18 protein-coding genes are annotated in these 24,370 nt (G+C 50.1%); 15 read left to right on the top strand and 3 right to left on the bottom strand.

Annotation, left to right across the window (positions count from 1 at the left end; all coding sequences use genetic code 11):
- Positions 1 to 2: 2 nt before the first annotated feature.
- The 15 genes from DXB00_RS02690 (at position 3) to DXB00_RS02620 (ending at position 21,831) form a co-directional block, all read left to right on the top strand.
- The gene (locus DXB00_RS02690; protein WP_243022613.1) at positions 3 to 890 is read left to right on the top strand and encodes an ArdC-like ssDNA-binding domain-containing protein; all 888 of its coding nucleotides are present in this window, start codon (positions 3 to 5) and stop codon (positions 888 to 890) included.
- A gap of 5 nt (positions 891 to 895) precedes the next feature.
- The gene (locus tag DXB00_RS02685) at positions 896 to 1,087 is read left to right on the top strand and encodes a hypothetical protein (protein WP_110436364.1); all 192 of its coding nucleotides are present in this window, start codon (positions 896 to 898) and stop codon (positions 1,085 to 1,087) included.
- Entirely contained in the window at positions 1,074 to 2,894 is a 1,821-nt protein-coding gene (locus tag DXB00_RS02680; RefSeq protein WP_118728971.1) for a VirD4-like conjugal transfer protein, CD1115 family, read from the top strand. Before DXB00_RS02685 ends, DXB00_RS02680 begins: the two co-directional genes overlap by 14 nt.
- Positions 2,884 to 3,225, top strand: coding sequence for a glutamyl-tRNA amidotransferase (locus tag DXB00_RS02675; protein ID WP_110436366.1), 342 nt, complete (start codon positions 2,884 to 2,886; stop codon positions 3,223 to 3,225). Before DXB00_RS02680 ends, DXB00_RS02675 begins: the two co-directional genes overlap by 11 nt.
- 60 nt (positions 3,226 to 3,285) lie before the next feature.
- Complete coding sequence (locus DXB00_RS02670; RefSeq protein WP_110436367.1) at positions 3,286 to 4,122, top strand: hypothetical protein; 837 nt, start codon at positions 3,286 to 3,288, stop codon at positions 4,120 to 4,122.
- 13 nt (positions 4,123 to 4,135) lie between these two features.
- Complete coding sequence (locus DXB00_RS02665; RefSeq protein WP_118285593.1) at positions 4,136 to 4,501, top strand: PrgI family protein; 366 nt, start codon at positions 4,136 to 4,138, stop codon at positions 4,499 to 4,501.
- A complete protein-coding gene (locus DXB00_RS02660; protein WP_118684101.1) occupies positions 4,494 to 6,833 on the top strand; it encodes a VirB4-like conjugal transfer ATPase, CD1110 family in 2,340 nt (779 codons plus the stop codon). Before DXB00_RS02665 ends, DXB00_RS02660 begins: the two co-directional genes overlap by 8 nt.
- Positions 6,834 to 6,869: 36 nt before the next feature.
- Positions 6,870 to 7,478, top strand: coding sequence for a hypothetical protein (locus tag DXB00_RS02655; RefSeq protein ID WP_147358396.1), 609 nt, complete (start codon positions 6,870 to 6,872; stop codon positions 7,476 to 7,478).
- Positions 7,479 to 7,747: 269 nt separating this feature from the next.
- Positions 7,748 to 8,722 (top strand): CHAP domain-containing protein, encoded by a 975-nt coding sequence (locus DXB00_RS18095; protein ID WP_442861359.1) that lies wholly within the window; start codon positions 7,748 to 7,750, stop codon positions 8,720 to 8,722.
- A 158-nt stretch (positions 8,723 to 8,880) separates the two neighbouring features.
- Positions 8,881 to 9,111, top strand: coding sequence for an LLM class flavin-dependent oxidoreductase (locus DXB00_RS02645; protein WP_118285591.1), 231 nt, complete (start codon positions 8,881 to 8,883; stop codon positions 9,109 to 9,111).
- Positions 9,090 to 9,719 carry a recombinase family protein gene (locus DXB00_RS02640; RefSeq protein WP_199677244.1) on the top strand — a complete coding sequence of 210 codons (630 nt, stop codon included), beginning with the start codon at positions 9,090 to 9,092 and terminating at the stop codon, positions 9,717 to 9,719. Before DXB00_RS02645 ends, DXB00_RS02640 begins: the two co-directional genes overlap by 22 nt.
- 301 nt (positions 9,720 to 10,020) lie before the next feature.
- Positions 10,021 to 12,891: an S-layer homology domain-containing protein gene (locus DXB00_RS02635; RefSeq protein ID WP_158574424.1), complete on the top strand. Its 2,871-nt coding sequence runs from the start codon at positions 10,021 to 10,023 to the stop codon at positions 12,889 to 12,891.
- Between the two features lie 13 nt (positions 12,892 to 12,904).
- A complete protein-coding gene (locus DXB00_RS02630) occupies positions 12,905 to 16,480 on the top strand; it encodes an S-layer homology domain-containing protein (protein WP_119214481.1) in 3,576 nt (1,191 codons plus the stop codon).
- Positions 16,481 to 16,538: 58 nt separating this feature from the next.
- Positions 16,539 to 19,709, top strand: a complete 3,171-nt coding sequence (locus DXB00_RS02625; RefSeq protein WP_119214480.1) for an S-layer homology domain-containing protein — start codon at positions 16,539 to 16,541, stop codon at positions 19,707 to 19,709.
- Between the two features lie 325 nt (positions 19,710 to 20,034).
- Entirely contained in the window at positions 20,035 to 21,831 is a 1,797-nt protein-coding gene (locus tag DXB00_RS02620) for a sensor domain-containing diguanylate cyclase (protein ID WP_119214479.1), read from the top strand.
- Between the two features lie 427 nt (positions 21,832 to 22,258).
- On the opposite strand, the gene DXB00_RS02615 is transcribed toward DXB00_RS02620, so the two are convergent.
- The 3 genes from DXB00_RS02615 to DXB00_RS16775 form a co-directional block, all read right to left on the bottom strand.
- Positions 22,259 to 23,443 (bottom strand): tyrosine-type recombinase/integrase, encoded by a 1,185-nt coding sequence (locus DXB00_RS02615; protein WP_118285582.1) that lies wholly within the window; start codon positions 23,441 to 23,443, stop codon positions 22,259 to 22,261.
- 82 nt (positions 23,444 to 23,525) lie between these two features.
- Complete coding sequence (locus DXB00_RS16255; RefSeq protein ID WP_158574641.1) at positions 23,526 to 23,717, bottom strand: helix-turn-helix domain-containing protein; 192 nt, start codon at positions 23,715 to 23,717, stop codon at positions 23,526 to 23,528.
- A 420-nt stretch (positions 23,718 to 24,137) separates the two neighbouring features.
- Positions 24,138 to 24,370: hypothetical protein (locus DXB00_RS16775; RefSeq protein ID WP_207665891.1), on the bottom strand; the 233-nt coding region annotated here is incomplete at its 5' end.

Genomic DNA, 24,370 nt, shown 5'->3' with positions numbered 1-24,370 from the left:
GCATGGAAAACAATGACGGTCTGGTTCAGAACAGCAATGCTGAACCTTTTGATAAGGAAAAATGGGCAAAACAGAAACGTGAGGAGCGCAAAGTTGTCTATCAAATGATTGACGATGCAGCGGTCGCGGCAGTCAGCAGCGGTGAGAAGTTTCAGGCGTTTCTGAATATTCAGGCGCAGTTTGACCGGTATTCTGCCAGTAATGCGCTGCTGATTGCCCATCAGTGTCCGGATGCGACGCAGCTGGCAGACTTTGCTGCCTGGAAGAACACTGGTGTTCACATCAAGAAAGGGGTTTGCGCCATCAACCTTCTGGAACCCGGACAGGAATATACGAATCAGGACGGTACGGTAAAAACCTCTTACAAGGTGAAAAAGGTGTTCGATGTGTCGCAGACAACGGCTTTGCAGAAGCATGAGACGTTGGTATCCCATGATAAAAAGTTGCTGCTGAATGCGCTAGTTGATCATCGGCCTTGCGAAATTGAGGTTTCGGATGACCTGCCGGAACGAGTGAATGTACTGTATCAGCCAGCGGACAGCAAGATTTACGTTCGTCAGGGCACGGATGCAGAACCGCTGTTTCGCGGACTGGCACAGGAAATTGCAAAGGTCCATCTGAAACAGAAAAACCTGACCTGTTGTAACCCTGCTTTTACGGCATATTCGGTGGCATATGTGCTGTGTCGGAAAAATCAGCTGTCCTGCGAGACGTTTCGTTTTGACCGAATGCCAGCGGAGTTTGGCGGTATGGACGCCAAGAGCGCCAGACAGGAGCTTAGTACGATCAGGCGTGTTTCCAACGTGATGATTGGTGATATGAACCGAGTGCTAGATACACATGACCGGAAACAGCCGCAAAGAGAGAACGCCAACAGAGAGGAACGGTGACAAAGATGGCATCTGATAAGAAAGTTGTAACGCTGGAGGAACACGAGCAGCGGCTTATGGTGCGCGGTCTGGCAGATTACCGAAACGATGCAATCCGGGATGGTAAGCCGACGGACGATATTGATGACTTGCTTCTCAAAGTGATCGACGCACCGCCCAAACGGAAACGGGGGCTGTGGCGGAATGAAGCAAGATAAGTTTTCGCCAGTAAGCCTGATCTGCTATGCCTGCGGTTGCATACCGGTCATCTGGATAGCGCTGTTGTTCGCTCCGTATTTAGATGATGGATTGATCGGTTTGATTAAGAATGCCGGTGCCGCATTTGCAAATCCGTTTCATATCATGCTTTGTAGGGATAGTCTCCGAGCTGTCCTTATTTTTCTACTGATTTACGGGTTGGCTTTGGCGGTATTTCTCTCGAGTGACCGAAATTACCGCAGGCGCGAGGAGCATGGTTCAGCACAGTGGGGTTCTCCAAGGGAAATCAGTCGAAAGTATGCAAATAAGGCTGCGCCAGAAAATAAAATCCTGACGCAGACTGTTGCAATCGGACTTGATGGTCGAAAGCACCGACGAAATCTGAATATTCTGTGCTGCGGCGGCAGCGGTGCTGGCAAGACGCGCTTTTTTGCAAAACCCAATGTGATGAATGCGAATACCAGCTTTGTTTGTCTTGACCCAAAGGGCGAACTCCTGCGCGATACAGGCAATCTTCTGAAATCCAAGGGCTATGAAATTAAGGTGATCGATCTCATCAATATGGAGAAAAGCCACTGTTACAATCCGTTTGTCTATCTGCGGAATGATAATGATATTCAGCGCCTTGTGACGAACCTGTTTAAGAATACCACACCTAAAGGCAGTCAGTCGCAGGACCCTTTCTGGGATCAGGCGGCGCAAATGCTTCTGCTGGCTCTAATTTTTTATCTTCATTATGAAGCTCCGGAGGACGAACAGAACTTCCCCACGGTGATGGAGATGATTCGAGCGGGTGAAGTGCATGAGGACGATGATGGTTTTGTTTCGCCGCTGGACGAACTGTTCGACCGACTGGAGATGCGTAATCCGGAGCACATTGCCCTGAAATATTATCGCAACTACCATTCTGGCAGCGGCAAAACGCTGAAATCCATTCAAATCACACTGGTTGCCAGACTGGAGAAGTTCAATCTGGAGTCCCTTGCTGGTATTACGCAGACCGATGAAATGGAGCTATGGAGCGTAGGCGAGAAGAAAACGGCTGTGTTTGCAGTGATTCCGGATAATGACAGCAGCTTCAATTTCCTTGTCGGTATGCTGTACACGCAGCTGTTTCAACAGCTTTACTACCAGGCAGACATTGTTCATGGCGGCAGACTGCCGGTTCATGTGCATTTTGTGATGGACGAGTTTGCAAATGTCGCCCTGCCCGATGAGTTTGATAAGCTGCTGGCTACGATGCGCAGCCGTGAGATTTCAGTGAGCATTATTATCCAAAACCTTGCACAGCTGAAAGCATTATTCGAAAAACAGTGGGAAAGCATCGTGGGCAACTGTGATGAGTTCCTGTATCTCGGCGGTAACGAGCAGTCTACGCATGAATATGTGTCCAAGCTGCTCGGCAAGGAAACGATTGATACGAACACCTATGGACAATCCAAAGGTAGAAACGGCAGCTACTCGGTCAACTGGCAGATCACAGGCCGAGAGCTGATGACACCTGATGAAGTGCGTATGCTGGACAACCGCTACGCACTTCTTTTTATACGCGGTGAGCGACCGGTCAAAGACTTCAAATACGATGTTTTGAAACATCCGAATGTGAAACTCACCACAGACGGCGGTATGGAGCCTTACCAGCATGGACAGGACACACGCAGTATCGCATCTGTCGTACTGGACGCTGAACTTGCTAAAAAGGCAGAGAAACTGACCGTTTCCAGTCAACATGACTTCTTGCTTCTCACAGAAGAGGAGCTAGAAGAACATTTCAAGAAGATGGAGGAAAAACAACATGAAAAATAAAAATGAAAACCGGAAGCCGGTGCCTGACAAGGTGAAAAAGGGCTTCCGTCGCTACTGTACGGCGGTGATGGCTGCGGCAGTGCTCTGCTGCTGCACCGTCCCGGCGTTTGCGGCAGACGATCCGCTGGCAGTGATCAACAACCTGAGCAATTTTATTTTCGGCCTGATTCGCGCTGTTGGTCTGATCCTGCTTGGCTGGGGTATCGTGCAGGTAGGTCTGTCGCTTCAGTCCCATGACCCCTCTCAGCGTTCTAACGGCTTTCTGACACTGGCAGGCGGCATTGTCATCACCTTTGCCAAGGAAATCCTGACGCTGATTACCGGCGGCTAAGATACGTTATCCAACAGTTTGGGGCAGGCATGATGCCTGCCCCGGAAGGAGGTGCTTGAAGTGTCGGATAACTGGGTCGTACAAAACCTGACCAATGCGCTGGAAACATGGAATGATAAGCTGTCAGAGATTTGGCTGCTCATTACGCAGTCGCCAGAAAACTTTAAGGGCGGCGCGATTTGGAGTGTGATCGTCAGCATTCATGGCGCACTCCAGGCGATTGGATATGCGCTTCTGGTGGTTTTCTTTGTGGTTGGCGTGATGAAAACCTGCGGCAGCTTTGCGGAAATCAAGAAGCCTGAACACGCAGTAAAGCTGTTTGTGCGGTTCGCCCTTGCCAAAGGACTGATTTCCTACGGCATGGAATTGATGCTGGCTCTGCTCAATATTGTACAGGGCGTTATTTCTTCGATTATGAATGCCGCAGGATTTGGAGGAGCACAGCAGACGGTATTGCCACAGGAGATTATTACAGCCGTAGAAGAATGCGGCTTTTTTGAAAGCATTCCTCTGTGGGCCGTCACGCTGATCGGCGGACTGTTCATTTGGGTGCTGTCTTTTGTGATGATTCTAAGTGTTTATGGGCGGTTTTTTAAGATGTTCATGTACACGGCAATTGCGCCGATTCCGCTGTCCAGCTTTGCAGGAGAACCAAGCCAGAACATCGGTAAGAGTTTCTTAAAAGGTTATGCTGCGGTTTGCCTGGAGGGAGCGATTATCGTCCTTGCCTGCATTATATTCAGCGTATTTGCAGCATCGCCGCCGGTGGTTGATGTGGATGCGGCAGCAGCATCCATGGTATGGAGTTATATTGGCGAACTGATTTTCAATATGCTGATTCTGGTTGGCTCGATAAAAATGGCAGACAGAATTGTGCATGAGATGATGGGACTGTAAGGAGGGAAAGGCATTGGAAGTTAAAATCAATCGAGAGATTCGGAACTATACCGAATCCATGTTCTTCGGACTGTCTATGCGGCAGTGCGTGTTTACAGTGCTTGCAGCTAGTGTAGCGATTCTGCTGTACTTTGTCCTCAAACCGTATGTCGGCACAGAAACGGTTTCATGGATGTGTATCCTTGGTGCTGCCCCGTTTGCTGCTATGGGATTTGTGACATATCACGGTATGACGGCCGAGCAGTTTGTATGGGCATGGCTGCGGTCAGAAGTGCTGGAGCCAAAAGTCATTCGATTCCAGTCGAATAATATCTATTATGAAGCGTTAAAGCCTGAGCTGGAGAAGAAAGAGAAAGAGGGAATGAAGAACCATGATTAAGAGTATTCGTACCATCATGAAGCAGGATAAGGAACGCTACAAGGTACCTCGCAAAGTGCAGGATGTCATCCCTATCAGGCGCATCTGGCCGGACGGTATTTTTCAGGTGGGCAGCAAGTTCACTAAGATGTATCGGTTTACGGATATTAACTATTTGGTGGCCTCCCGCGAGGATAAGGAGAGTATGTTCCTGACCTATTCGGAACTGCTGAACAGTCTGGACAGCGGCGCGACTACCAAACTGACGATTTATAACCATCGTCAGAACCGCGCCAGCTTTGAAAAATCCATTCTAATGCCGATGAAGGAGGACGGACTGGACCAGTACCGCAAGGAATATAACCAGATGCTGCTGGACAAGGCTACGGGCGCAAACGGTATCATGCAGGAGAAATACCTGACGGTCTCGGTAGCCAGAAAGGACGTGGAGGAAGCAAGAACGTATTTTTCACGCATTGGCGCTGACCTGTCGGCACATTTTGCAGCGCTCGGTTCCAAGTGTATGGAACTGACGGCGGCAGAACGCCTGCGTATGCTGCATGATTTTTACCGTGCCGGTGAGGAAACTACGTTTGACTTCGACATTAAGAGCATGGCGAGAAAGGGCCATGATATTCGGGATTTTATCTGCCCTGACTCCATTGAAAAGAACAAGGATCATCTGATTCTGGGCGATCAGTATTGCCGGGTGCTGTTTCTCAAAGACTATGCCAGCTACATTAAGGACAGCATGGTTACGGAACTGACTGACCTGAACCGCAATATGATGCTTTCCATTGATATTCTGCCCATTCCGACCGATGAGGCAGTGCATGAGGTGGAGAGCCGCCTGTTGGGTGTGGAAACAAACATTACGAACTGGCAGCGCCGCCAAAATGCAAACAACAACTTCTCTGCTGTTGTTCCGTATGATATGGAGCTTCAGCGCAAGGAGAGCAAGGAATTCCTTGACGACCTGACCACCCGTGATCAGCGCATGATGTTCGCAGTGCTGACAATGGTGCTTACGGCAGATACCAAGGAGCAGTTGGACGCAGATACAGAAACCGTACAGGCGATTGCCCGAAAGCATATGTGTCAGCTGGCTGTGCTGAAATATCAGCAGCTTGATGGACTGAATACAGTGCTGCCAATCGGCTCTCGCAGGATTGATGTTTTTCGAACGCTGACAACGGAAAGCCTTGCAGTGTTTATGCCGTTCAAGGTACAGGAAATCCAGGATAAGGGCGGCATCTTCTTTGGAGAGAATGCGATTTCGCATAATCTCATCATGTGCAATAAAGCGAACCTGCTGAACCAGTCTGCATTTCTGTTGGGTGTGCCTGGCAGCGGCAAATCGTTCAATGCAAAGGAGCTGATTACGTTCCTGATTCTGAATACCGATGATGATATCCTGATCTGTGACCCGGAAGGAGAATATGCGCCGCTTGCGGAAGCAATGGGCGATATTTCGTCTGTGATTCGTGTTTCGGCTGGCGGTAAGGACAGACTGAATGCCATGTACATGGTTGATGGCTACGGCGAAAACAACCCGATTGTAGTGAAATCGCAGTTTATCATGTCGCTGGTAGAGCGTATTGACCCGAACGGTGTCGGTCCGCAGCAGAAGTCCATCATTGACCGATGCGTTGCGGCGGTGTATCAGGAAGCGGAGCAGTCCGGCACAGTGCCCACGCTGTCAACACTGCGTGAAATGCTGCTCGATCAGCCGGAAGAAAAGGCCAAGGACATTGCGCTTGCACTGGAGCTGTTTACCACCGGTTCTCTGGATATTTTCGGTCATAAAAGCACGGTCAATCTGGACAAGCGGGTGGTTGTGTTTGACATTCATGGACTGGGTGAACAGTTGAAGCCGATCGGCCATCTGGTCATTACGGATACCATGCTGAACCGCGTAACGCTCAACTGGAAACGCGGCAAGCGCACGCATGTATTCATTGATGAGTTCCATGTCATGTTTGAAAACGAGTTCAGTGCGGCCTTTTTCAATTCGGCATGGCGGCAGTTTCGAAAGAGAAATGCGTACCCGACCGCTATCACGCAGAATGTGGAGTATCTGCTGGATTCCGTTCAGGCAAGTACCATGCTCTCTAACTCGGAGTTTATTGTCATGCTCAATCAGGCAGCATCCGACCGTGAAAAGCTGGCGCATTTGCTGAATATCTCGAATGAGCAGATGAGCTATATCACCAACGCAGATGCAGGCTGCGGCCTGATTAAATATGGCAGCGCACTGGTGCCGTTCATCAACCGTTTTCCGCAGAATACGAAACTGTATGAGCTGATGACGACCCGACCTGGTGAGGGTCAGTTTGCACACGGGCAGGAGTAATCCTGCCCGTTTCTGCGTATGGAGGTGAGTAGGAAAATGCCAAAGATCAAGACAAGAGAAAAGGTGCAAGGCATTAAGACGTTGGATAAGGCGGCGGTTGCGGGAGAACGCATGAAGGAGGTATATATCCGTTCCAAAGAACAGTTTACAAATTTGACAGATGACCGTTCGGAAAATCCCAATGCCTATGCTGGGGACAAGGTGCAACGAGCAGCGGAAAATGCGGCGGAAGATACTGCTCGTGTTGCTGCGGCTGGTGCAAAACTGGCAGTGAAAAAAGGAACAGCGGCAATCAAGCAGCGCAGGGAAAGATATGCGGAACCGATGCAGGAGCCGGCGATGCCCAATCAGCCATGGGGTGAAAATGACATCACACCTCAGAAACAATCGCAACGGCAGGCTGCAATTCGTGCACAACAAGTGAAAACGAACCGGAAAACTGCCGGAAAAGATGCTCCGAGAATAAAAATCGGACAGCAGACTGTGAGTAGAGTTTCAAATGACCCGGTGGAACAGGGACGTACATTGGCAAAGAGCAAAGCTGCCAAGAAGTTGAAATCTGCTCGAATCAAAGAGCGGCAGTCTGCGATTGCAGGTTCAGATCGGACTATTAAACCTGCCGAAACGAGTTCCATGATTGCGTAGTGCATGGTTCACAGCATAGTGCAAATCCAGAAAAAAGCGTCATAAAGTCGAGAGAAACAGTATTGCACAGCAGCAAAACTGCTGCAAAAGAGGCAATTTCGCCTAAGACAACTCGGTTGAGAATCAAGACTGCTGCACGAAGGGTGCAGTCAGCCAGACAAACAGCGCAGTATGCAACTGCGGTTCAGCATCGTTCGGCGGAGGCTGCAGTGAAATCTGCTGAAATTTCGGCCCAGACATTTCGAGCAGCGACAAAGCGGACGGCAACCATGTCTAAACGAGCGGCAGAAGCCACGAAAGAGGTGCTTAGGGCAATTATTGCCGGTATGCGGTCGATGGTTGCGGCTCTGACTGCCGGCAGTGGAGTGACCTGCATGGTGATTGTTGTTGTGTGCTTGATTGGCATGATGGCAGGCTCCTGCTTTGGTATCTTTTTCTCAGGCGAAGACAGCGGCACTGGCATGACCATGCGGGACGCAGCACGAGAAATCAATCAGGAGTATAACGAGAAGATAGAAAAAATCAAAACAGACAATCCCTATGATAAATTGATCCTATCCGGTTCGAGAGCCACATGGCCGGAAATCCTTTCGATTTATGCAGTAAAGACCACATCCGACCAGAGTGATGGTCAGGAGGTGGCATCAATGAATGATATGAAGCTGGAGCTGCTGCGTAAGGTCTTTTGGGATATGAACAGCATTTCCTATCGTGTGGAGCGCCATACAAAAGGTAGCGGCAAAGATAAGACAACGGTAGTATATCTGTACATTACAATTTCGCATAAAACTACTGACGAGATGGCAGATCAGTATCATTTTAATGCTGACCAGAAAAAGCAGCTGGCAGAATTGTTGGATGAGAAGTATCGGTCGCTTTGGAGTTCCGTACTTTACGGTATCGGAACAGGTGATGGTGAAATCGTGACAATAGCGCTGTCGCAGCTTGGTAATGTGGGTGGTCAGCCTTACTGGAGCTGGTACGGCTTCACATCACGTGTGGAGTGGTGTGCTTGCTTTGTCAGCTGGTGCGCGAACGAGTGCGGCTATATTGATGCGGGAGTGATTCCGAGCTTTTCGCTGTGCAGTGATGGTTCGGACTGGTTCAAGGCACGCAGTCAGTGGCAGGAGCGTGATTACGAACCGTGTGCCGGTGACATTATCTTCTTTGACTGGGGCGGCGATGGCGTACCGGATCATGTGGGTATTGTCGAAAAAACGGAGGCGGTACGGTGTACACCGTAGAAGGTAACTCTGGCGATGCCTGTCGGGAGAATAGCTATCCAGTAGGCGATGCGCGAATTTATGGGTATGGAGTGCCGATGTATTCATAATGATGAAAAATTCGACACCCAGTGTTAAGTGCAATACTGGGTGTCGGATAACTTGTATGGGAGGATAACATGAAAAGAGCAAATGCAAGAAACTACGGACACGAGGTAAAGGGATATATCATTGCAAATGGTATGACATTGACGTGCATGGCTGCACAGCTCGCTGAAAAGTACGGGCGGAGCAGCTGTATGCAGAACCTGTCCGGTAAACTGCGTCGCGGCACTTTCAGTTATACTGAAGCTGTCGAGATTGCTGATATTCTCGGCTATGATATCGTATGGAAGAAAAGGAAGTGTTGACAATAGCAGAGATTTACGGATATGTCCGAGTTTCAACGAAAGAACAGAATGAGGACAGGCAGATGATTGCACTGAGGGAATTGGCTGTGCCGGAGAGAAATATCTTTATAGATAAGCAATCGGGTAAAGATTTTGAACGGCCACAGTATAAAAAACTGCTGCGTAAAATGAAAAAAGACGATCTTCTCTGCATCAAGAGTATAGACCGTCTGGGACGCAATTATGAGGAAATATTAGCACAATGGCGGATTCTTACGAAAGATAAAGGCATCGACATTATGGTTTTGGATATGCCACTGCTAGACACCCGGCGCGGAAAGGATCTGATGGGAACCTTCCTCAGCGATATCGTATTACAAGTGTTGTCCTTTGTTGCGGAAAACGAGCGTATTAATATCCGCCAGCGGCAAGCGGAAGGTATCGCGGCTGCAAAAGCGAAAGGGGTTCGCTTTGGGCGACCCCCGAAACCTTTACCCGGAAATTTTGAAGAGGTGTATCGACGTTGGGAAAAAGGCGAAATAACAGGCACAGCCGCAGCGCGAGGATGCAGAATGCCGTTGTCTACCTTTCGCAACAAGGCATTTAAAATCAAACAAAGTATAAAATGAATTTAACCGAGAATGCGAGAATGTGTACTTTTTTGTTAGTCAAAGTAGACATTGTACATAATAAAGGTTTAATAGTAGTAATTCCTATGAAACCGTGCTATAATAGAGAAAAATTATAGGCAGTGAAGATGCCAAAAAGTACACCTTTTGGCATCTCGCAACTGTCATTGCACTGAAGGAGGACAGAACAGCATCAATGCGGCGGACGAAAGAACTGCCGCGCAAGATCAGAAACCTGTCAGAATATCGCCTTATTGGTCTTATCTTGGCAGGTATTACTATGTGTAAAGGAGCATTTGATGTGAAAACGAAATTATTGTCATGGCTGTTGACACTGAGTCTGCTCATGACCATGCTTCCGACTGCTGCGCTGGCCGCTGCGGCTCCCGGAACAAGCAGCGGTACAGTTATATATGTATCCGAAACCGGCGATGATTCAGCTGTCGGCGACGAGAACGCACCCCTTAAAACAATTGGTGCGGCATTTACGAAGGCAGCTGACGGAGATACGATCTGCCTGCTTTCTGATATTAAACTAGTTGGAAATCTTGTTCTGACCGGTGATAAATCAGTAACGCTGGCGGGCAAAGCCGATGAAACTGCAAAGAAGATTACCTATCAAAAAGACACTTCTACTGACCTTTATATGATTGAGGTTGGTGTTGAAAACGGCACAGCTACAGCGACGAACCTCACGCTTGAAAATATGACGATTGATGCTGAGGCACAGGATATTCGCTGCATCCGTGTTTGCCCTGAAAGCCAGCTCACATTAGAAAACGGTGCAACGGTCTGCAACGGACGTGCAGTTCATCGGAGCGGTCATTCAGGAAACACAGGAACAAATGACTGGGGCGGCGGTATCGTAGTTGATAGCACTGCAAAGCTGATTATGAATGATGGCTCCGCCGTAACCGACTGTTTTGCTGAACAGGGCGGCGGCATCTATCTCAGCGGCGAGATGGAGCTGAACGGCGGTATGCTTAGCGGAAATACCGCAGTTGGTGATTACTTTGATACTGACCATACACAAAGTGCCCATGGCGGTGCAATTCTGATTCGTGCAAATCGTGCTGACTATGATGAGAGTTATGATGCTCCGGCTAAATTGACTATGACCGGCGGAAACATTCAAAACAATAAAGCGGCAAGTGACCGAAGTGCTTTTGGCGGTGCGGTTGCCATTCTTGGTACACCAAAAAATTCTGTGGATTTGACCAACGAATTTATTATGACCGGGGGTACGATTTCCGGCAATACAGCCGGATACGGTGGTGCGATCTCTGTTTATGCGGCTGATCGCTATTGGAACGGCAATGCAAGCGTCAAGATTTCCGGTAATGCGGAGATTACCCAAAATACAGGCCGTAATGGCGGTGGCGCGATTGCTCTGTGGACCAGTAAAGCAGATGATTACTCCAGCACCGTAGAAATGAGCGGCGGTACGATTTCGGACAATAAGACATTCTCTAAGGGCGGCGGTGTTTTCCTGTACGGCAAGGGAGACTCGTTCTACATGACCGACGGCAAAATTTCCGATAACGAAGCTAAACAAGGTGGCGGCATCTTCATCAATGATACAGACGCGGCTGCTTATCTGCTGGGCGGTACCATTCAGGACAATAAGGCAACTGACGGATACCCCCACTATGATGATGCTTCGGAGCGAAGCTATTACGGAAACGCAGTTTACCAGGATGGCAGCCTCTATCTTGACGGCACAAAAGCTAACATCAGCGGCGATATTCGTATCGGCTGCCGCTTTGATACAAGCGGAGGAATTTCCACCAACCGTTTTGTAACTTTGGTCGGCGCATCGGATACGATGAACGATTATGAATTGACTTCTTTTAAAAATGAATCCTTGGATGGCAGAGTAGTTGTTGCCCCCGGTGCGATTACTTATGGCACAGCAACCTATAGCGTAGCAGATGCCGAGCCGTATCTGTCGCATTTTACACACAACCATAAGGGAATTATTTCAGATACTGATTATACGGCAGAAACGGGAACTTCTTCTCAGGCGAAGAGCCTTGTTCTGTACGGAGCAATCCAAAAGTTTTCTGTTACCTACACAGACGGTATCGGCGGCACCAGCTTTGCGGATGAGGTAACCAGCGACCTGCGCCGTGGAACACCCACCCCTGCATTTACCGGCGGAACGCCGACTCGCAGCGGTTATACCTTTACCGGCTGGGAGCCGTCCGTAGCCGCAACGGTAACGGACAATGCCGTTTATACCGCACAGTGGGCAAAGAACAGTTCCTCCTCCCATCATTCGACCCGCTATACGCTGCACTATGAGTCGAACGGCGGCACGGCTTACAAGGATGAGCGCTATTCTTCCGGCACGAAGGTGACGCTCGATAAGACCCCGACCCGCGAGAGTTATACCTTTACCGGCTGGTATGCGGATAAGGAACTGACTCAAAAGATCAGCAGCATCAAGATGACCAGCGAGAAGACCGTCTATGCTGGCTGGAAGGCATCCACTGTGCCGGATATGCTGAACGGCGATGACCACTACGCCTATGTAGTCGGTTACTCCGATGGCACTGTCCGTCCGAACGCGAACATCAGCCGCGCCGAAGTTGCAACGATTTTCTTCCGCCTGCTCAAGAAGGAAGTTCGTGATGGCAACTTGACCACTGAAAATATATTTGCTGATGTAACGAATGGACAGTGGCACAACAAGGCGATTTCCACGATGGCGAAGCTCGGCATCGTCAAGGGCCGCCGTGCGGACCGCTTGGACCCTGATGCCTCGATCACTCGTGCGGAGTTTGCGGCAATCTGCGCGCGCTTCAACACCAAACCGGTTGAGAACAGCAGCAGCTTCTCCGACATTTCCGGTCACTGGGCGGAAAACGAGATCGAGAGAGCGGCGGCGTTCGGCTGGATTTCGGGCTACCCGGACGGCACGTTCCGCCCCGACGCCCGCATCACACGCGCTGAGGCTATGACGATGATCAACCGCGTGCTCTGCCGTATGCCGCAGAGCGAAAGCGACCTGCTGGACAGCATGGTAACGTGGCCGGACAACAAGCCGTCCGACTGGCACTATCTCGCCGTGCAGGAGGCCACGAACAGCCATGACTTCAACCGTCAGGGCGAGGTCGGCGAAAGCTGGACGAAGCTGACGAGCGTCCCCGACTGGAAGCAGTATCAGTAAGGGGGAGAAATTTATGAAAAAACGAATCCTATCAGGGCTGTTAGTAGCGGCAATGCTGCTCACATCATTGCCAACAGCCGCATTTGCGGCGGATGATACGAATGCTGAAGCGCCTGACACCGGTGAAACCCAAACGATCCTACCTCAATCAGAGGAGGATGCGGAGCAGTCGACTGTCACCGCGCCAAGCTATGAAGTATCTACTACAGCTGAACTCAGCAACGCGCTAACGCAGATTGCGGTATCGGAGTCTGGTGAAGCTATGATCGTACTGAAAGCGGATGTCAATGCTCCGGCAGAAAGCAATGTTGCGTCCTTCGGCGCAAACGGCAAGCATATCACCGTTTGCAGCACGGCAGGCAATCTGTTTAAGCTTAATATGGCGAGTCGTGGTATTCTGACCGGTGACTGCACCTTTGATAATGTTGATGTGACCGGCAGCAGACTGTTCTGCAACGGTTATCGGACGATTTTCACCGAAAACGATCAGATCCATTTGAGTGAAACGCTCTACGGCGGCGGTTACAAAAAAACGGTAGCCAGCACCTATGTTGTGATTGCGGCAACCGGTTATATCAACCCGACTTCTTCGAGTGGTTTGCACGACGTGATCGGCGGCTCCTATCAAGGCTCCGTTGAGGGAGATACCTATTTGGAAATCACGGGCGATATTCAAATGCAGAGCGGCAACCATCTGAACCCCGGCTGCATGAAGGGCGACGGCAGCAGCGGCGATGGCAGGAACGTGCCCGATGTCTATGTCGGCGGCAATGCTACGCTGATTTATGACAACAAAAATAGTACCGCTACCGCGTCTCCCTCAATTGAAGGCACATACGGCTGCGAAATGAAGGGGAATGTTACTCTGGATGTTCGTGCAGGCAGTGTAGTGGGCATTGCCGGTACGGAGGAGCCGCTGGAGAAATCCATCATTCGCGGCGATTTGCATATTATCGCAGGCAATCCTGATTATGAGAATACCGATCGGATTCTGCGGTTAGGTAGCAACTGGCCGATTGTCGGCGCAGGCAACCGCTTTGCAACCTATCCCGGTGTTGAGGGCAATTATACGGTAGGCGGCAACATTACAATCGACACCTATGAGAATGTCTGGAGCTGGGATAAGGGTGTAGACCCTACGACTGATCACGACAAGTGGTATGATATTCCTGAAATCTATGGCGCCATCCGTGGCAATGTTGGTGGTAGCATTACTATCAATGCTCATGGTTCTCATGTGGAAAATATCACCGGTGCATCGGATTCTTCGACGGTCGGCGGCGATGTGACCATCAACGCCACGAATGTTGAGCTGAAGAACTACTATTATGAGGACCCGGATTACGATGAGGGCGATATTTATGCAAATTACAGAAGTATAATCAATGGTAAATGCGCCATCAATGTGGATGGCGGCGATGTAAATATCGTTCGGTTGACCAATGGCAAAACGGTCAACGAGGATTCACAGATCACGATTACCGGCAGTCCCAAAATCCGTACTGGCGTACTTTCTACTTCTAATTATGACAAAACCCCGAAGAATGTAGCTGTTACGCTGACCGACTGTACTGCAACAATTCCGTTTATTCAATCATCTACGCATACCCGTGTGATCAACAATTCTGATGTGAAATTAAACGGCTTATGGCTCACAGGCAGTTTGACAGTTGACGAAGGCAGTATTCTCAAAACCGATGATTTAGACGATATGGAACTGTCTGGCAATGTGGTCGTAAACGGTACATGGGAACAGCTTTTTATCAACAGCTCGAGAGCAGCGGCCTATGATGTCACGATTGCAGGGACGATGGCAGTTGGGAAAAGCGGTAAATATATTGGTCACGGTTCAACTCATGTTGCTGGTGATGTGAATTCCTGTGGCATGATGGCGTTGATGAAGCCGTCTGAGTTTGGCGGGAACTATGCAGGCACAAACGCAGAGCTGCGCTTACCGGCAGTCGTGACGAATTACACAGCTGCTGATATCCCGTTGAAAATCGGCGGTCTTTCCACCGGCACCACCACGGTCAACACGATGGACCCCGCTGACTGGCAGACTCTGAAAAAGCCTGCACTTGGTGACAACTACATTCTTTCCGAGAAAAACACCGATTCTCCCGCGCAGAATGTGTTTGTACTGGGCAATGCCGATGCCGTGGAAGACGGCTGGTTCCTCAAGCGCATGGCCGATGCCGATGGCTCGAACAATTACTATATGTGGCAGGTGGCAAACGGTATCCGCGTCATCTTCGATAAGAACGGCGGCGACACCGAAGCCTCTCCGCGTATTATGTCGCAGGAGAAGGTTGCAGGCAGTGCAAACCATTTTGACCTGCCGACGACCAATCCGACCCGCAGCGGCTACATATTCACGGGCTGGAATACTAAGGCAGACGGTTCGGGCGATGCCTTTACTGCTGCGACCGATGTGACCAGCAATATTACGGTTTATGCCCAGTGGAAGGACAGCACGACTTATTCCGTAACCTACAAGGACGGCGTGGATGGCACTGTCTTTGCCGATCAGACGACCGCTGATCTGCACGTCGGCGATACAACACCGGCTTTTTCCGGTACACCGACCCGCAGCGGCTACACCTTTACCGGCTGGGAGCCGTCCGTAGCTGCAACGGTAACGGACAATGCCGTTTATACCGCACAGTGGGCAAAGAACAGCTCCTCCTCCCATCATTCGACCCGCTATACGCTGCACTATGAGTCGAACGGCGGCACAGCTTACAAGGATGAGCGCTATTCTTCCGGCACGAAGGTGACACTCGATAAGACCCCGACCCGCGAGAGCTATACCTTTACCGGCTGGTATGCGGACCAGGCACTGACGCAGAAGATCACAACCGTGACGATGAACAGCAACAAGACGGTCTACGCAGGCTGGGAGGCTACCGGCGTACCGGACAAGCTCAACGGCGATGACCACTACGCCTATGTGATTGGCTACTTGGACGGCAACGTTCGTCCGAACGCGAACGTCAGCCGCGCTGAGACCGCGACGATCTTCTTCCGACTGCTCAAATCCGACATCCGTGACGGAAATCTGATCGCCGACAACGGATTTTCCGATGTTTCGGACGGCCAGTGGCACAACAAGGCGATTTCCACGATGGCAAAGCTCGGTATCGTCAAGGGCCGCCGTGCGGACAACTTTGACCCCGATGCCTCGATCACCCGTGCGGAGTTTGCGGCAATCTGTGCGCGCTTCAACACCAAACCGGTCGAGAACAGCGGCAGCTTCTCCGACATTTCCGGTCACTGGGCGGAAAACGAGATCGAGAGAGCGGCGGCGTTCGGCTGGATTTCGGGCTATCCGGACGGCACGTTCCGCCCCGACGCCCGCATCACCCGCGCTGAAGCCATGACCATGATCAACCGCGTGCTCTGCCGTATGCCGCAGAGCAAAAGCGACCTGCTGGACAGCATGGTAACGTGGCCGGACAACAAGCCGTCCGACTGGCACTACCTCGCTGTACAGGAGGCCACGAACAGCCATGACTTTGACCGTAAGGGCGAGGTCGGCGAAAGCTGGACGAAGCTGACGAGCGTCCCCGACTGGAAGCGGTATCAGTAAAAAAGTTAAAACGATATACAGGAAATTTAGTACAATAGCGTTATTCGAAAAGGACATTATGAATAAAAGAATTATTGCAAGTATTTTGACGGTTATAATGCTCATGACCATGCTTCCGACTGCTGCTTTTGCGGCAGACGGAGAGAGCACGGAGACAGGTGACTCGACCACCCCGGAAGCCGCCATTTATCTCGACCAGCAGCATGGCGCAGATGATAATGACGGACTGAGCAAAACGACTGCTGTACAGACGATTGAAAAGGCAAAAGAGCTTGCAAATGAAAAGAATATCAATGATATTTGCCTTTCAAGTTTTTATAGGGTCACAGGGACGGAAACTTGGGACCTTGGCGGAAAGACACTGCACCGCTATGGGCTCGGCGGCTATATGATCGAACTCGCCGATGCGTCTGCCTCGCTGACACTGAGTAACATTGTGATTGATGGCGCAGAGTGTACTGTGGATGCAACACACGCTGCGGAAACCGACTCGATCATCAAGGCGGCGAACGGTGGCACTATCGTGCTGAACAGCGGTGCTATTTTACAAAACAATAAGGCGGCTCAGTTTGGTTCCGGTATTTTGGCGAATAACCGCGTCAACATAACGATGGAGGACGGCGCGATCATTCGTAACAATACAAACAGCAACTACGAATTGGGCGGCGGCATTCTGATTGGCAACAGCAGTACCTTCACCATGAACGGCGGCGAGATCAGCGGCAATACGGCAAACGGCGGCGGCGGTGTCGCAATCATCGGCTCAACGATGGTCATGAACGACGGCGTGATCTCCAACAACAGCACCTACCGGACATCCGGTCAGGGCAGTTACGGTGCCGGTGTTTATGTTGCGGATTATGCCAACTCAAGCGGCGGCGATACATTGTTTACAGCTACACCGGCCTCTTTTGAAATGAATGGCGGCAAAATCACCGGAAATAAGGCACTTGACTACGGCGGCGGTGTTGTCACCTTCCCGCAGTACAGTAAGAAAATTACAATCAATATTAACAACGGCGAAATTTCCGGCAATAAGGTTACAGGTGGAAGCGGCGGCGCAGTCGCAGCGTTCTTCGGCGTAACTGAACTGAATATCAAGGGCGGCACGCTAACGGGAAATAGCGCGTATCAATTCGGCGGCGGTGTCTTTCTGTATCAAGCAACGAATGTAACGATTTCCGGCGGTACGATTTCCGAAAACAAAGCCCTTCGGGGTGGCGGCGGTGTATGCTTGCGCGAAGGCTCTGCTGTTAAGCAGACCGGCGGCTCTATTGAAAATAATGTTGCAAAAGTAGGCGGCGGCATTTACAGCGGCACCTATACCATGACAGGCGGTGTCATCAAGGATAATAACAATTCTCTGACCGAGGCAGCACGGCTTTCGACCTTAGGTGACGGTGTTTTTGTAGGAACTGCCTTCAATCTGGGAAATGATGCTGAGATCAGCACGAATAACGATGTCTATCTGACAGCGGGCGACTCTATTTCCAAGGAAGGCCGTTATATCAATGTGATCTCCCCGTATACGGGCGCAAGCACCGCTAAACCGATTCAGATCCACAGTGAAGATCGCACGGTGGAAAATACCGAAATCGGTACGCAGCTTGTTCGTTATACGACGGACGCGGGCGGTGAGACTGCGGCAGCAAAGGCGGACGAGGACGGTATTTTCGTCCCGAGCTGGAAGATGCAGGAGGGTCTGGCCATTGGACAGAGCAAGGCGGCAGGAAAGACCGACTGGATGACCTATGTACCGGCTGTCAAGATCCAGTATCAGTGGGTCAGCACAGATAATCCCACCGATGTAACACCCCCTGCGAATGATTATATCCGTACCGGCAGAGCATATACGGCGAAAGTACAGCAGGATTCCCACCAGGGTTATACCTTTGATGGCTGGTACACGGATACTTCATGCTCGGTGCCGTATGTGGACGGTACGGTTCTGAATGCGGATACGGTTCTTTACGGTCGTTGGACGGCGGCGCACGGCAATCTGTCCGTTACCAAGACTGTAGCCGGGAACAACGGAGATACCTCCAAGGCGTTCAACTTCACCGTGACGCTCGGCGATACCGGCATCAACGGCACATTTGGTGAAATGACCTTTACCGGCGGCAAGGCAATGTTTTCCTTGAAGCACGGCGAGAGCAAAACCGCCACAAACCTGCCCGCAGGGATTACTTACACAGTGAGCGAAGCGGAAGCGGATAAGGATGGCTATACCACAACGTTCGTCAATGCCAGCGGCAGTATCGTGAAAGATGCTACCGTAACCGCAGCCTTTACCAATACCAAAGATAGCTCCAGTGGCGGTGGAGGCGGCAGCCATACAACCAAGTACACGCTGCACTACGAGTCCAACGGCGGCACAACTTACAAGGATGAGCGCTATTCCTCCGGTACGGTTGTGACGCTGGACAAGGTTCCTATCCGTGAAAGCTATACTTTCACCGGATGGTATGCGGATAAGGAACTGACCAAAAAGATCAGCAGCATCAAGATGACCAGCGATAAGACCGTTTATGCAGGCTGGAAAGCAACCGGTGTGCCGGATATACTCAACGGTGACAACCACTTCGCCTATGTGATCGGTTACCCGGACGGTAACGTTCGCCCCCAGGAGAACATCAGCCGCGCCGAAGTTGCGACGATTTTCTTCCGTCTGCTCAAGGCAGAAGTGCGTGATGGCAATCTCACCGCTGAAAATACTTTCACGGATATAACGGATGGACAGTGGCACAACAAGGCGATTTCCACAATGGCAAAGCTCGGTATTGTCAAGGGCCGCCGTGCGGACAGCTTTGACCCCGATGCCTCGATCACTCGTGCGGAATTTGCGGCAATCTGTGCGCGCTTCAACACCAGACCGGTTGAGAACAGCGGCAGCTTTTCCGACATTTCCGGTCACTGGGCGGAAAACGAGATCGAGAGAGCGGCGGCGTTCGGTTGGATTTCGGGCTATCCAGACGGCACATTCCACCCCGACGCCCGCATCACCCGTGCTGAGGCTATGACGATGATCAACCGCGTGCTCTGTCGTATGCCGCAGAGCGAAAGCGACCTGCTGGACAGCATGGTAACGTGGCCGGACAACAAGCCGTCCGACTGGCACTATCTCGCCGTACAGGAAGCCACGAACAGCCATGACTTCGACCGTCAGGGCGAGGTCGGCGAAAGCTGGACGAAGCTGACGAGCGTCCCCGACTGGAAGCAGTATCAGTAATACAACAAGGAATTTTCGGAGCAGTGGCTCTCAAAGAATGACAACATCCCCTCTGCTACTCCAAGACGGCAAATATCTATACATTCACCATGCTTGCGGCATAGTGAGAGTAGAGTTGTTTTTCCCCGTTCAAGACACAGCCAGAGTTAAGGATGTTGCGAACGATTCCTATTTTTCACGGAAAGCTGGGGCATTTGCCCCAGCCTTCTCCAAGCGCTTGACCACTGGTGGAGCGCTTGGAGAAGGTTCTCAGAATGATACCATATATTCCGCGCAAAGAAAGATTTACTGATTGATACAGAGATAGACAAAGGAAATTGCAGATATGGATATTCACAAAAACTTGAATCAGACCACAGAACTGGATAGCGCACGGAACGATCTGTCAGTGGAAAAGAAGCCGCTTGACTGTATTGAAAACCTTGTCATGAACGATGACTTCACAGCAGCGGTCAACTCTGGGCTGACGACTATCCTCGAATATTACGATGCGGATCGTACCTACATATTTGAATTTCAATGGAAGGAAAATCTTACTCGGAATACCTACGAAATTTGCAGAGATGGTATCTCTCCGCAGATTGAGAATCTGCAGACAGTGCCCGTTGATGTAGTAGCACGATGGGTGGATAGTTTTGAGGACCAGGAACAGAATACCATCATCTTTATCGGAGATGTTGATGCACTCAAGGATGATCCTACCCACCGCCTTGAGTATGATTGCCTGCATCCGCAGGGGATCAAGAGTCTTATTGCCGTTCCCATTTTTATAAATGGCAAACTGCACGGCTTTCTTGGAATCGATAATCCCCGTAGCCACATGGATGCGCTGACGTTGTTAACGCAGCTTACTTATATCATTGCAAACGAGCTGCAAAAGCGCCTGCTTACAGAAGCACTGACGAAAAAAAGCTATCAGGACCCGCTGACCGGTCTAAACAACCGCTTGGCCTATGACGAGATGTTGGATCATTTGCGCGGAAAGGAGTTTCCGGTAGGCGTAGGATTTTTGGACATCAATGGGATGAAATGGATCAACGATACGCTCGGTCATGACATGGGCAACAAAGTGATCCAAAAGATTTGCACTATTCTCAACGAGCACATCGAACAGCAGTATATCTACCGCATCAGCGGCGATGAGTTCGTTATGATCTGGCCAGATGTTGATTATAAGGTTTTTATGAGCGCCGCAAAAAAACTGGAGGCGGCGCTGTTTGACGAGAAAAACATTGCATCGTTTGGTTTTGTATGGGGAAAAGAAGAAGATACGGGTATTGCCGTTCGCAAGGCAGAGAAAGCAATGCAGACAGCAAAGAATAAGTTCTACGCCGCAAATGCCGAATTAAAAGATAGTCGCCCCGGCTATCTGGACGCACTATTGCAGGAGTTTCGGGACAGCACCTTTATCCCATATTTGCAGCCGCTTTACAGTATCCAGTATAACCGTGTTTACGGTGCAGAAGTTCTCGTCCGTAAAATCGATCCGCATGGTAATATCCAGGCACCCGTGGAATTCATTGACGTTATGGAGCGTGAGCACATGATCTCTATGGTGGACTTCACAATGCTGCGGCAAGCCTGCGAACTGATCCAGAAATGGAAACCGGTATGGCCGGATATTGTGCTCAATGTAAACTTTTCACGCAACACACTGATGGAGCCAGACTTTCTGGAGCGGATCGATCAAATTCTTTCCGAGACCGGTGCTGACCCGGCGCAGCTTATCTTTGAGATCACGGAATCTTCGCAAAACATTCAGCTGGAATCCCTGTACAGTCTGTTGGATGAAGTGAAACAACGAGGTATTTCGCTGGCAATTGATGACCTTGGCACCGAGGCTTCCTGCCTTGAAATGCTTTATCTGCCGCAGATCAGCGTTGCAAAAATTGATAAAGGTTTGATCGACAAGGCTGAACACATCGACCGTGAACAGCTTGTCATCAAACATGTTGTCGACCTGTGCCACGATTTGAATATGCGCTGTGTGGCAGAGGGTATCGAAACAGACAGCCAGATCGAATTACTGAAAAAACTCGGATGTGATAAGCTGCAAGGCTATAAGATTGGTAAACCCATGCTGCCGGAAGACTTCCTTCGCCAGTTTGGAAATAATCGATAAAATAACAACAGCGACATTAAGCATGCTATCGAAGGATAGCAATTCAAATAATACACGAAAACAGGAAAACGGATTATATTGCTGCATATTCTTACTTTGTCAGTGTCGGCGGCAATGATTTCTTTCAATATTGCTTAAGCTGTTCTGGCGCATTGAGTGTCTCTCTGAGCAAAAAATCCACATCGCACGCTTTTCTTTGTGGGGATGTTTGACGGTTACGAACAAAAACAGGCTGCTTTTTAGCAGCCTGTTTTCGTGTTACGGGAAGTTATGCGTTTTCATCATAGACTTCGATATCACAGTATTGGTGAGCGATCAAACCGCAGATCTATCCCTCTTTTACTAAAACCCCGCACCACATCTAACAATTTCGGCATTTTCCCTTTGTCGTGATACCGAATATATACCAAAGTGGCTTTGAAAATTTTTAGATAGCTTCGAGAAGCGTTACCGCCGTAGTTTCTACGGATTCCAACACATGAATATAGGTGTTATAAGTAACAGATACATTCGCGTGTCCGAGCCACTTGCTTACTACGGTAATCGGGACACCGGCGTTAAGTGTCTGTGTTGCAAAGGTGTGACGAAGCTGGTGAAGCGTGAACGGCTTGCTGATTTCAGCATATTTCAGCACACGATGGAGTACACGCTGCAACTGGTCGTTAGACAGCATATTGCCATTGAGCGACGCTACCACATTCGGACTGCAAATTCCTTTCTTGCGGTAGATGGTGTGCAGGTTTTTCAAAGCGGCAATCGCCTTTGTGTTCAGCGGAACAATGCGGTTGCCGCTTGTCGTTTTCGTGCCCTTGATTTTCGCCTTTTTGTGATTCTTCCGTTCACCGTTTCGGTCGCGGTCGCAGACCATAGACAGGTTCTTGTTCACTGTAACCGTTTTACTGCAAAAGTCAATGTCAGACCATTTCAAAGCCTGCAACTCACCGCAGCGCAAACCGGTATGCACGAGGAACACAATCAGATTCGCGTGCGTAATCAACGGCAGACCGTTCTTTCGCTTCATTACTGCTACCTGCTCCAACGCCCGCACTTCCTCGCTTTCCAGCGCGATGATTTCGCGTTCCGGTTTGAACAGCGTCTTTTTCGGCATCTTCACATTGCGCATGGGATTCTTCGCAATATCGCCCTCGGAATGAGCATACTGAAACAGTTCCGACAAAAGGAAATTGATCTTCTTCACTACACTGTACGAAAGCGTTTTGCTTTTCGCAACCAGCAGATTCTGAATCTCCTCACTGCGGATAGACGCAATCTGAATATCGCCCAATACAGGCTTGATATGATGCAAATAAATGCTTTCGTAACGGTCAAAACTGCTGTTTTCGACAGAGTGCTGCTTGAACGTGTAAAACCAGTTATCTGCATAATCACGAAAAAACACTTTCTTGCACGCAGTCAGACCGCGTGCCGTCTGCTTTTTCCAATCCCGCAGCTTGCGGCGAACCTCAGCTTCGGTCGAACCATAAAGGTACTGCGGTTTCGCCATGGCTTCATCGCGGTATTTTGCTACCCAGCGGCCATCTTTGTGCTGATAAATACTGCCCTCCCCGTAATGACGATTCGTTTTCGTTACTTTTTCTGTTGTATTGCTCATTTTCGCTCCTGACCCGGTGCGGCAGCTACAACAGCTAACATTGTTATTATACGCCATACTCTGCATGGTTCGCAACGTCTGGTTAATAGAAGATTTCACGTCCGCGATTGGCCGCGAACCAGCGGTCAAGTTCTGCTCGAATGGTGATGTAATCACGTCCAACTTTGGTGACGGGCAGAACACCGGCCCGCAGTAAGGCGTTGAGTTTTGACCGGCCGAACGGAAACAGTTCCAGCAGATCATTCTGTGATAAAATTTCGTAATCAAATGACATGTAAAACCTCCATGAAGTGCGAAACCGGAAGAATACACGCAAAGAAGCGGTATTCTTCCGGTTTTATAATGATTTATACTGTTACTGTCAGTCTATTCGGCCTCACCCCCGACTGCGGGAAGCACCAAGCGATCGGCGGCGTACCGATTCCACAGGAATTTCACCTATCCGTTGTCCGACCTCATTGCCTGCGACGTTTTCACGCTCGGACGGTGACTGGTCGGGAGTATCATTATCTTCCGCGCGGGTCATTGCCATGATAGGAGCCACCCACAGTTCACAGCTTTCCGCTGCAGCTCTCCGCGCCGAATTTGTACCTGATGCCTGAGTATGCGGTTGTCAAAGGACATTGGAAATATTTCCTCTTTACTATAACGCCGAAATGTGGTCAATGGAATAGCCCCTGAAAAATATTTTTAATCATGCACAAGATTCAACTTCAGTTTTTGTGCGATATGCTAATATCTTATCAAAACGCCGGTAAAAACCGCTTTTGAGGTGAGGGGAGAGGAACGAAATCCGCGCCGCCCGCGTCTTTCCTCTCCCCCTGCTGCGGTTGATGGATAACTCCCTTGCGGCAGTTACCCACAGCCGCAGCACCCCCTCACCATTCTCGCGGCGGCGAGCGCAGAGAGAAATCTTTTGAAGTCTAT

Origin of the sequence: Butyricicoccus sp. OF10-2, assembly GCF_003481925.1 — a bacterium.
Classification (GTDB): domain Bacteria; phylum Bacillota; class Clostridia; order Oscillospirales; family Butyricicoccaceae; genus Agathobaculum; species Agathobaculum butyriciproducens.
Note: the sequence above shows the minus strand (reverse complement) of the source record. Positions and strands in the feature narration are given on the sequence as shown.

Coding starts and splice junctions, on each gene's coding strand:
- DXB00_RS02690 (WP_243022613.1), top strand. CDS start 3: ATGGAAAACAATGACGGTCTGGTTCAGAACAGCAATGCTGAACCTTTT.
- DXB00_RS02685 (WP_110436364.1), top strand. CDS start 896: ATGGCATCTGATAAGAAAGTTGTAACGCTGGAGGAACACGAGCAGCGG.
- DXB00_RS02680 (WP_118728971.1), top strand. CDS start 1,074: ATGAAGCAAGATAAGTTTTCGCCAGTAAGCCTGATCTGCTATGCCTGC.
- DXB00_RS02675 (WP_110436366.1), top strand. CDS start 2,884: ATGAAAAATAAAAATGAAAACCGGAAGCCGGTGCCTGACAAGGTGAAA.
- DXB00_RS02660 (WP_118684101.1), top strand. CDS start 4,494: ATGATTAAGAGTATTCGTACCATCATGAAGCAGGATAAGGAACGCTAC.
- DXB00_RS02655 (WP_147358396.1), top strand. CDS start 6,870: ATGCCAAAGATCAAGACAAGAGAAAAGGTGCAAGGCATTAAGACGTTG.
- DXB00_RS18095 (WP_442861359.1), top strand. CDS start 7,748: ATGTCTAAACGAGCGGCAGAAGCCACGAAAGAGGTGCTTAGGGCAATT.
- DXB00_RS02645 (WP_118285591.1), top strand. CDS start 8,881: ATGAAAAGAGCAAATGCAAGAAACTACGGACACGAGGTAAAGGGATAT.
- DXB00_RS02640 (WP_199677244.1), top strand. CDS start 9,090: ATGGAAGAAAAGGAAGTGTTGACAATAGCAGAGATTTACGGATATGTC.
- DXB00_RS02630 (WP_119214481.1), top strand. CDS start 12,905: ATGAAAAAACGAATCCTATCAGGGCTGTTAGTAGCGGCAATGCTGCTC.
- DXB00_RS02625 (WP_119214480.1), top strand. CDS start 16,539: ATGAATAAAAGAATTATTGCAAGTATTTTGACGGTTATAATGCTCATG.
- DXB00_RS02620 (WP_119214479.1), top strand. CDS start 20,035: ATGGATATTCACAAAAACTTGAATCAGACCACAGAACTGGATAGCGCA.
- DXB00_RS02615 (WP_118285582.1), bottom strand. CDS start 23,443: ATGAGCAATACAACAGAAAAAGTAACGAAAACGAATCGTCATTACGGG.
- DXB00_RS16255 (WP_158574641.1), bottom strand. CDS start 23,717: ATGTCATTTGATTACGAAATTTTATCACAGAATGATCTGCTGGAACTG.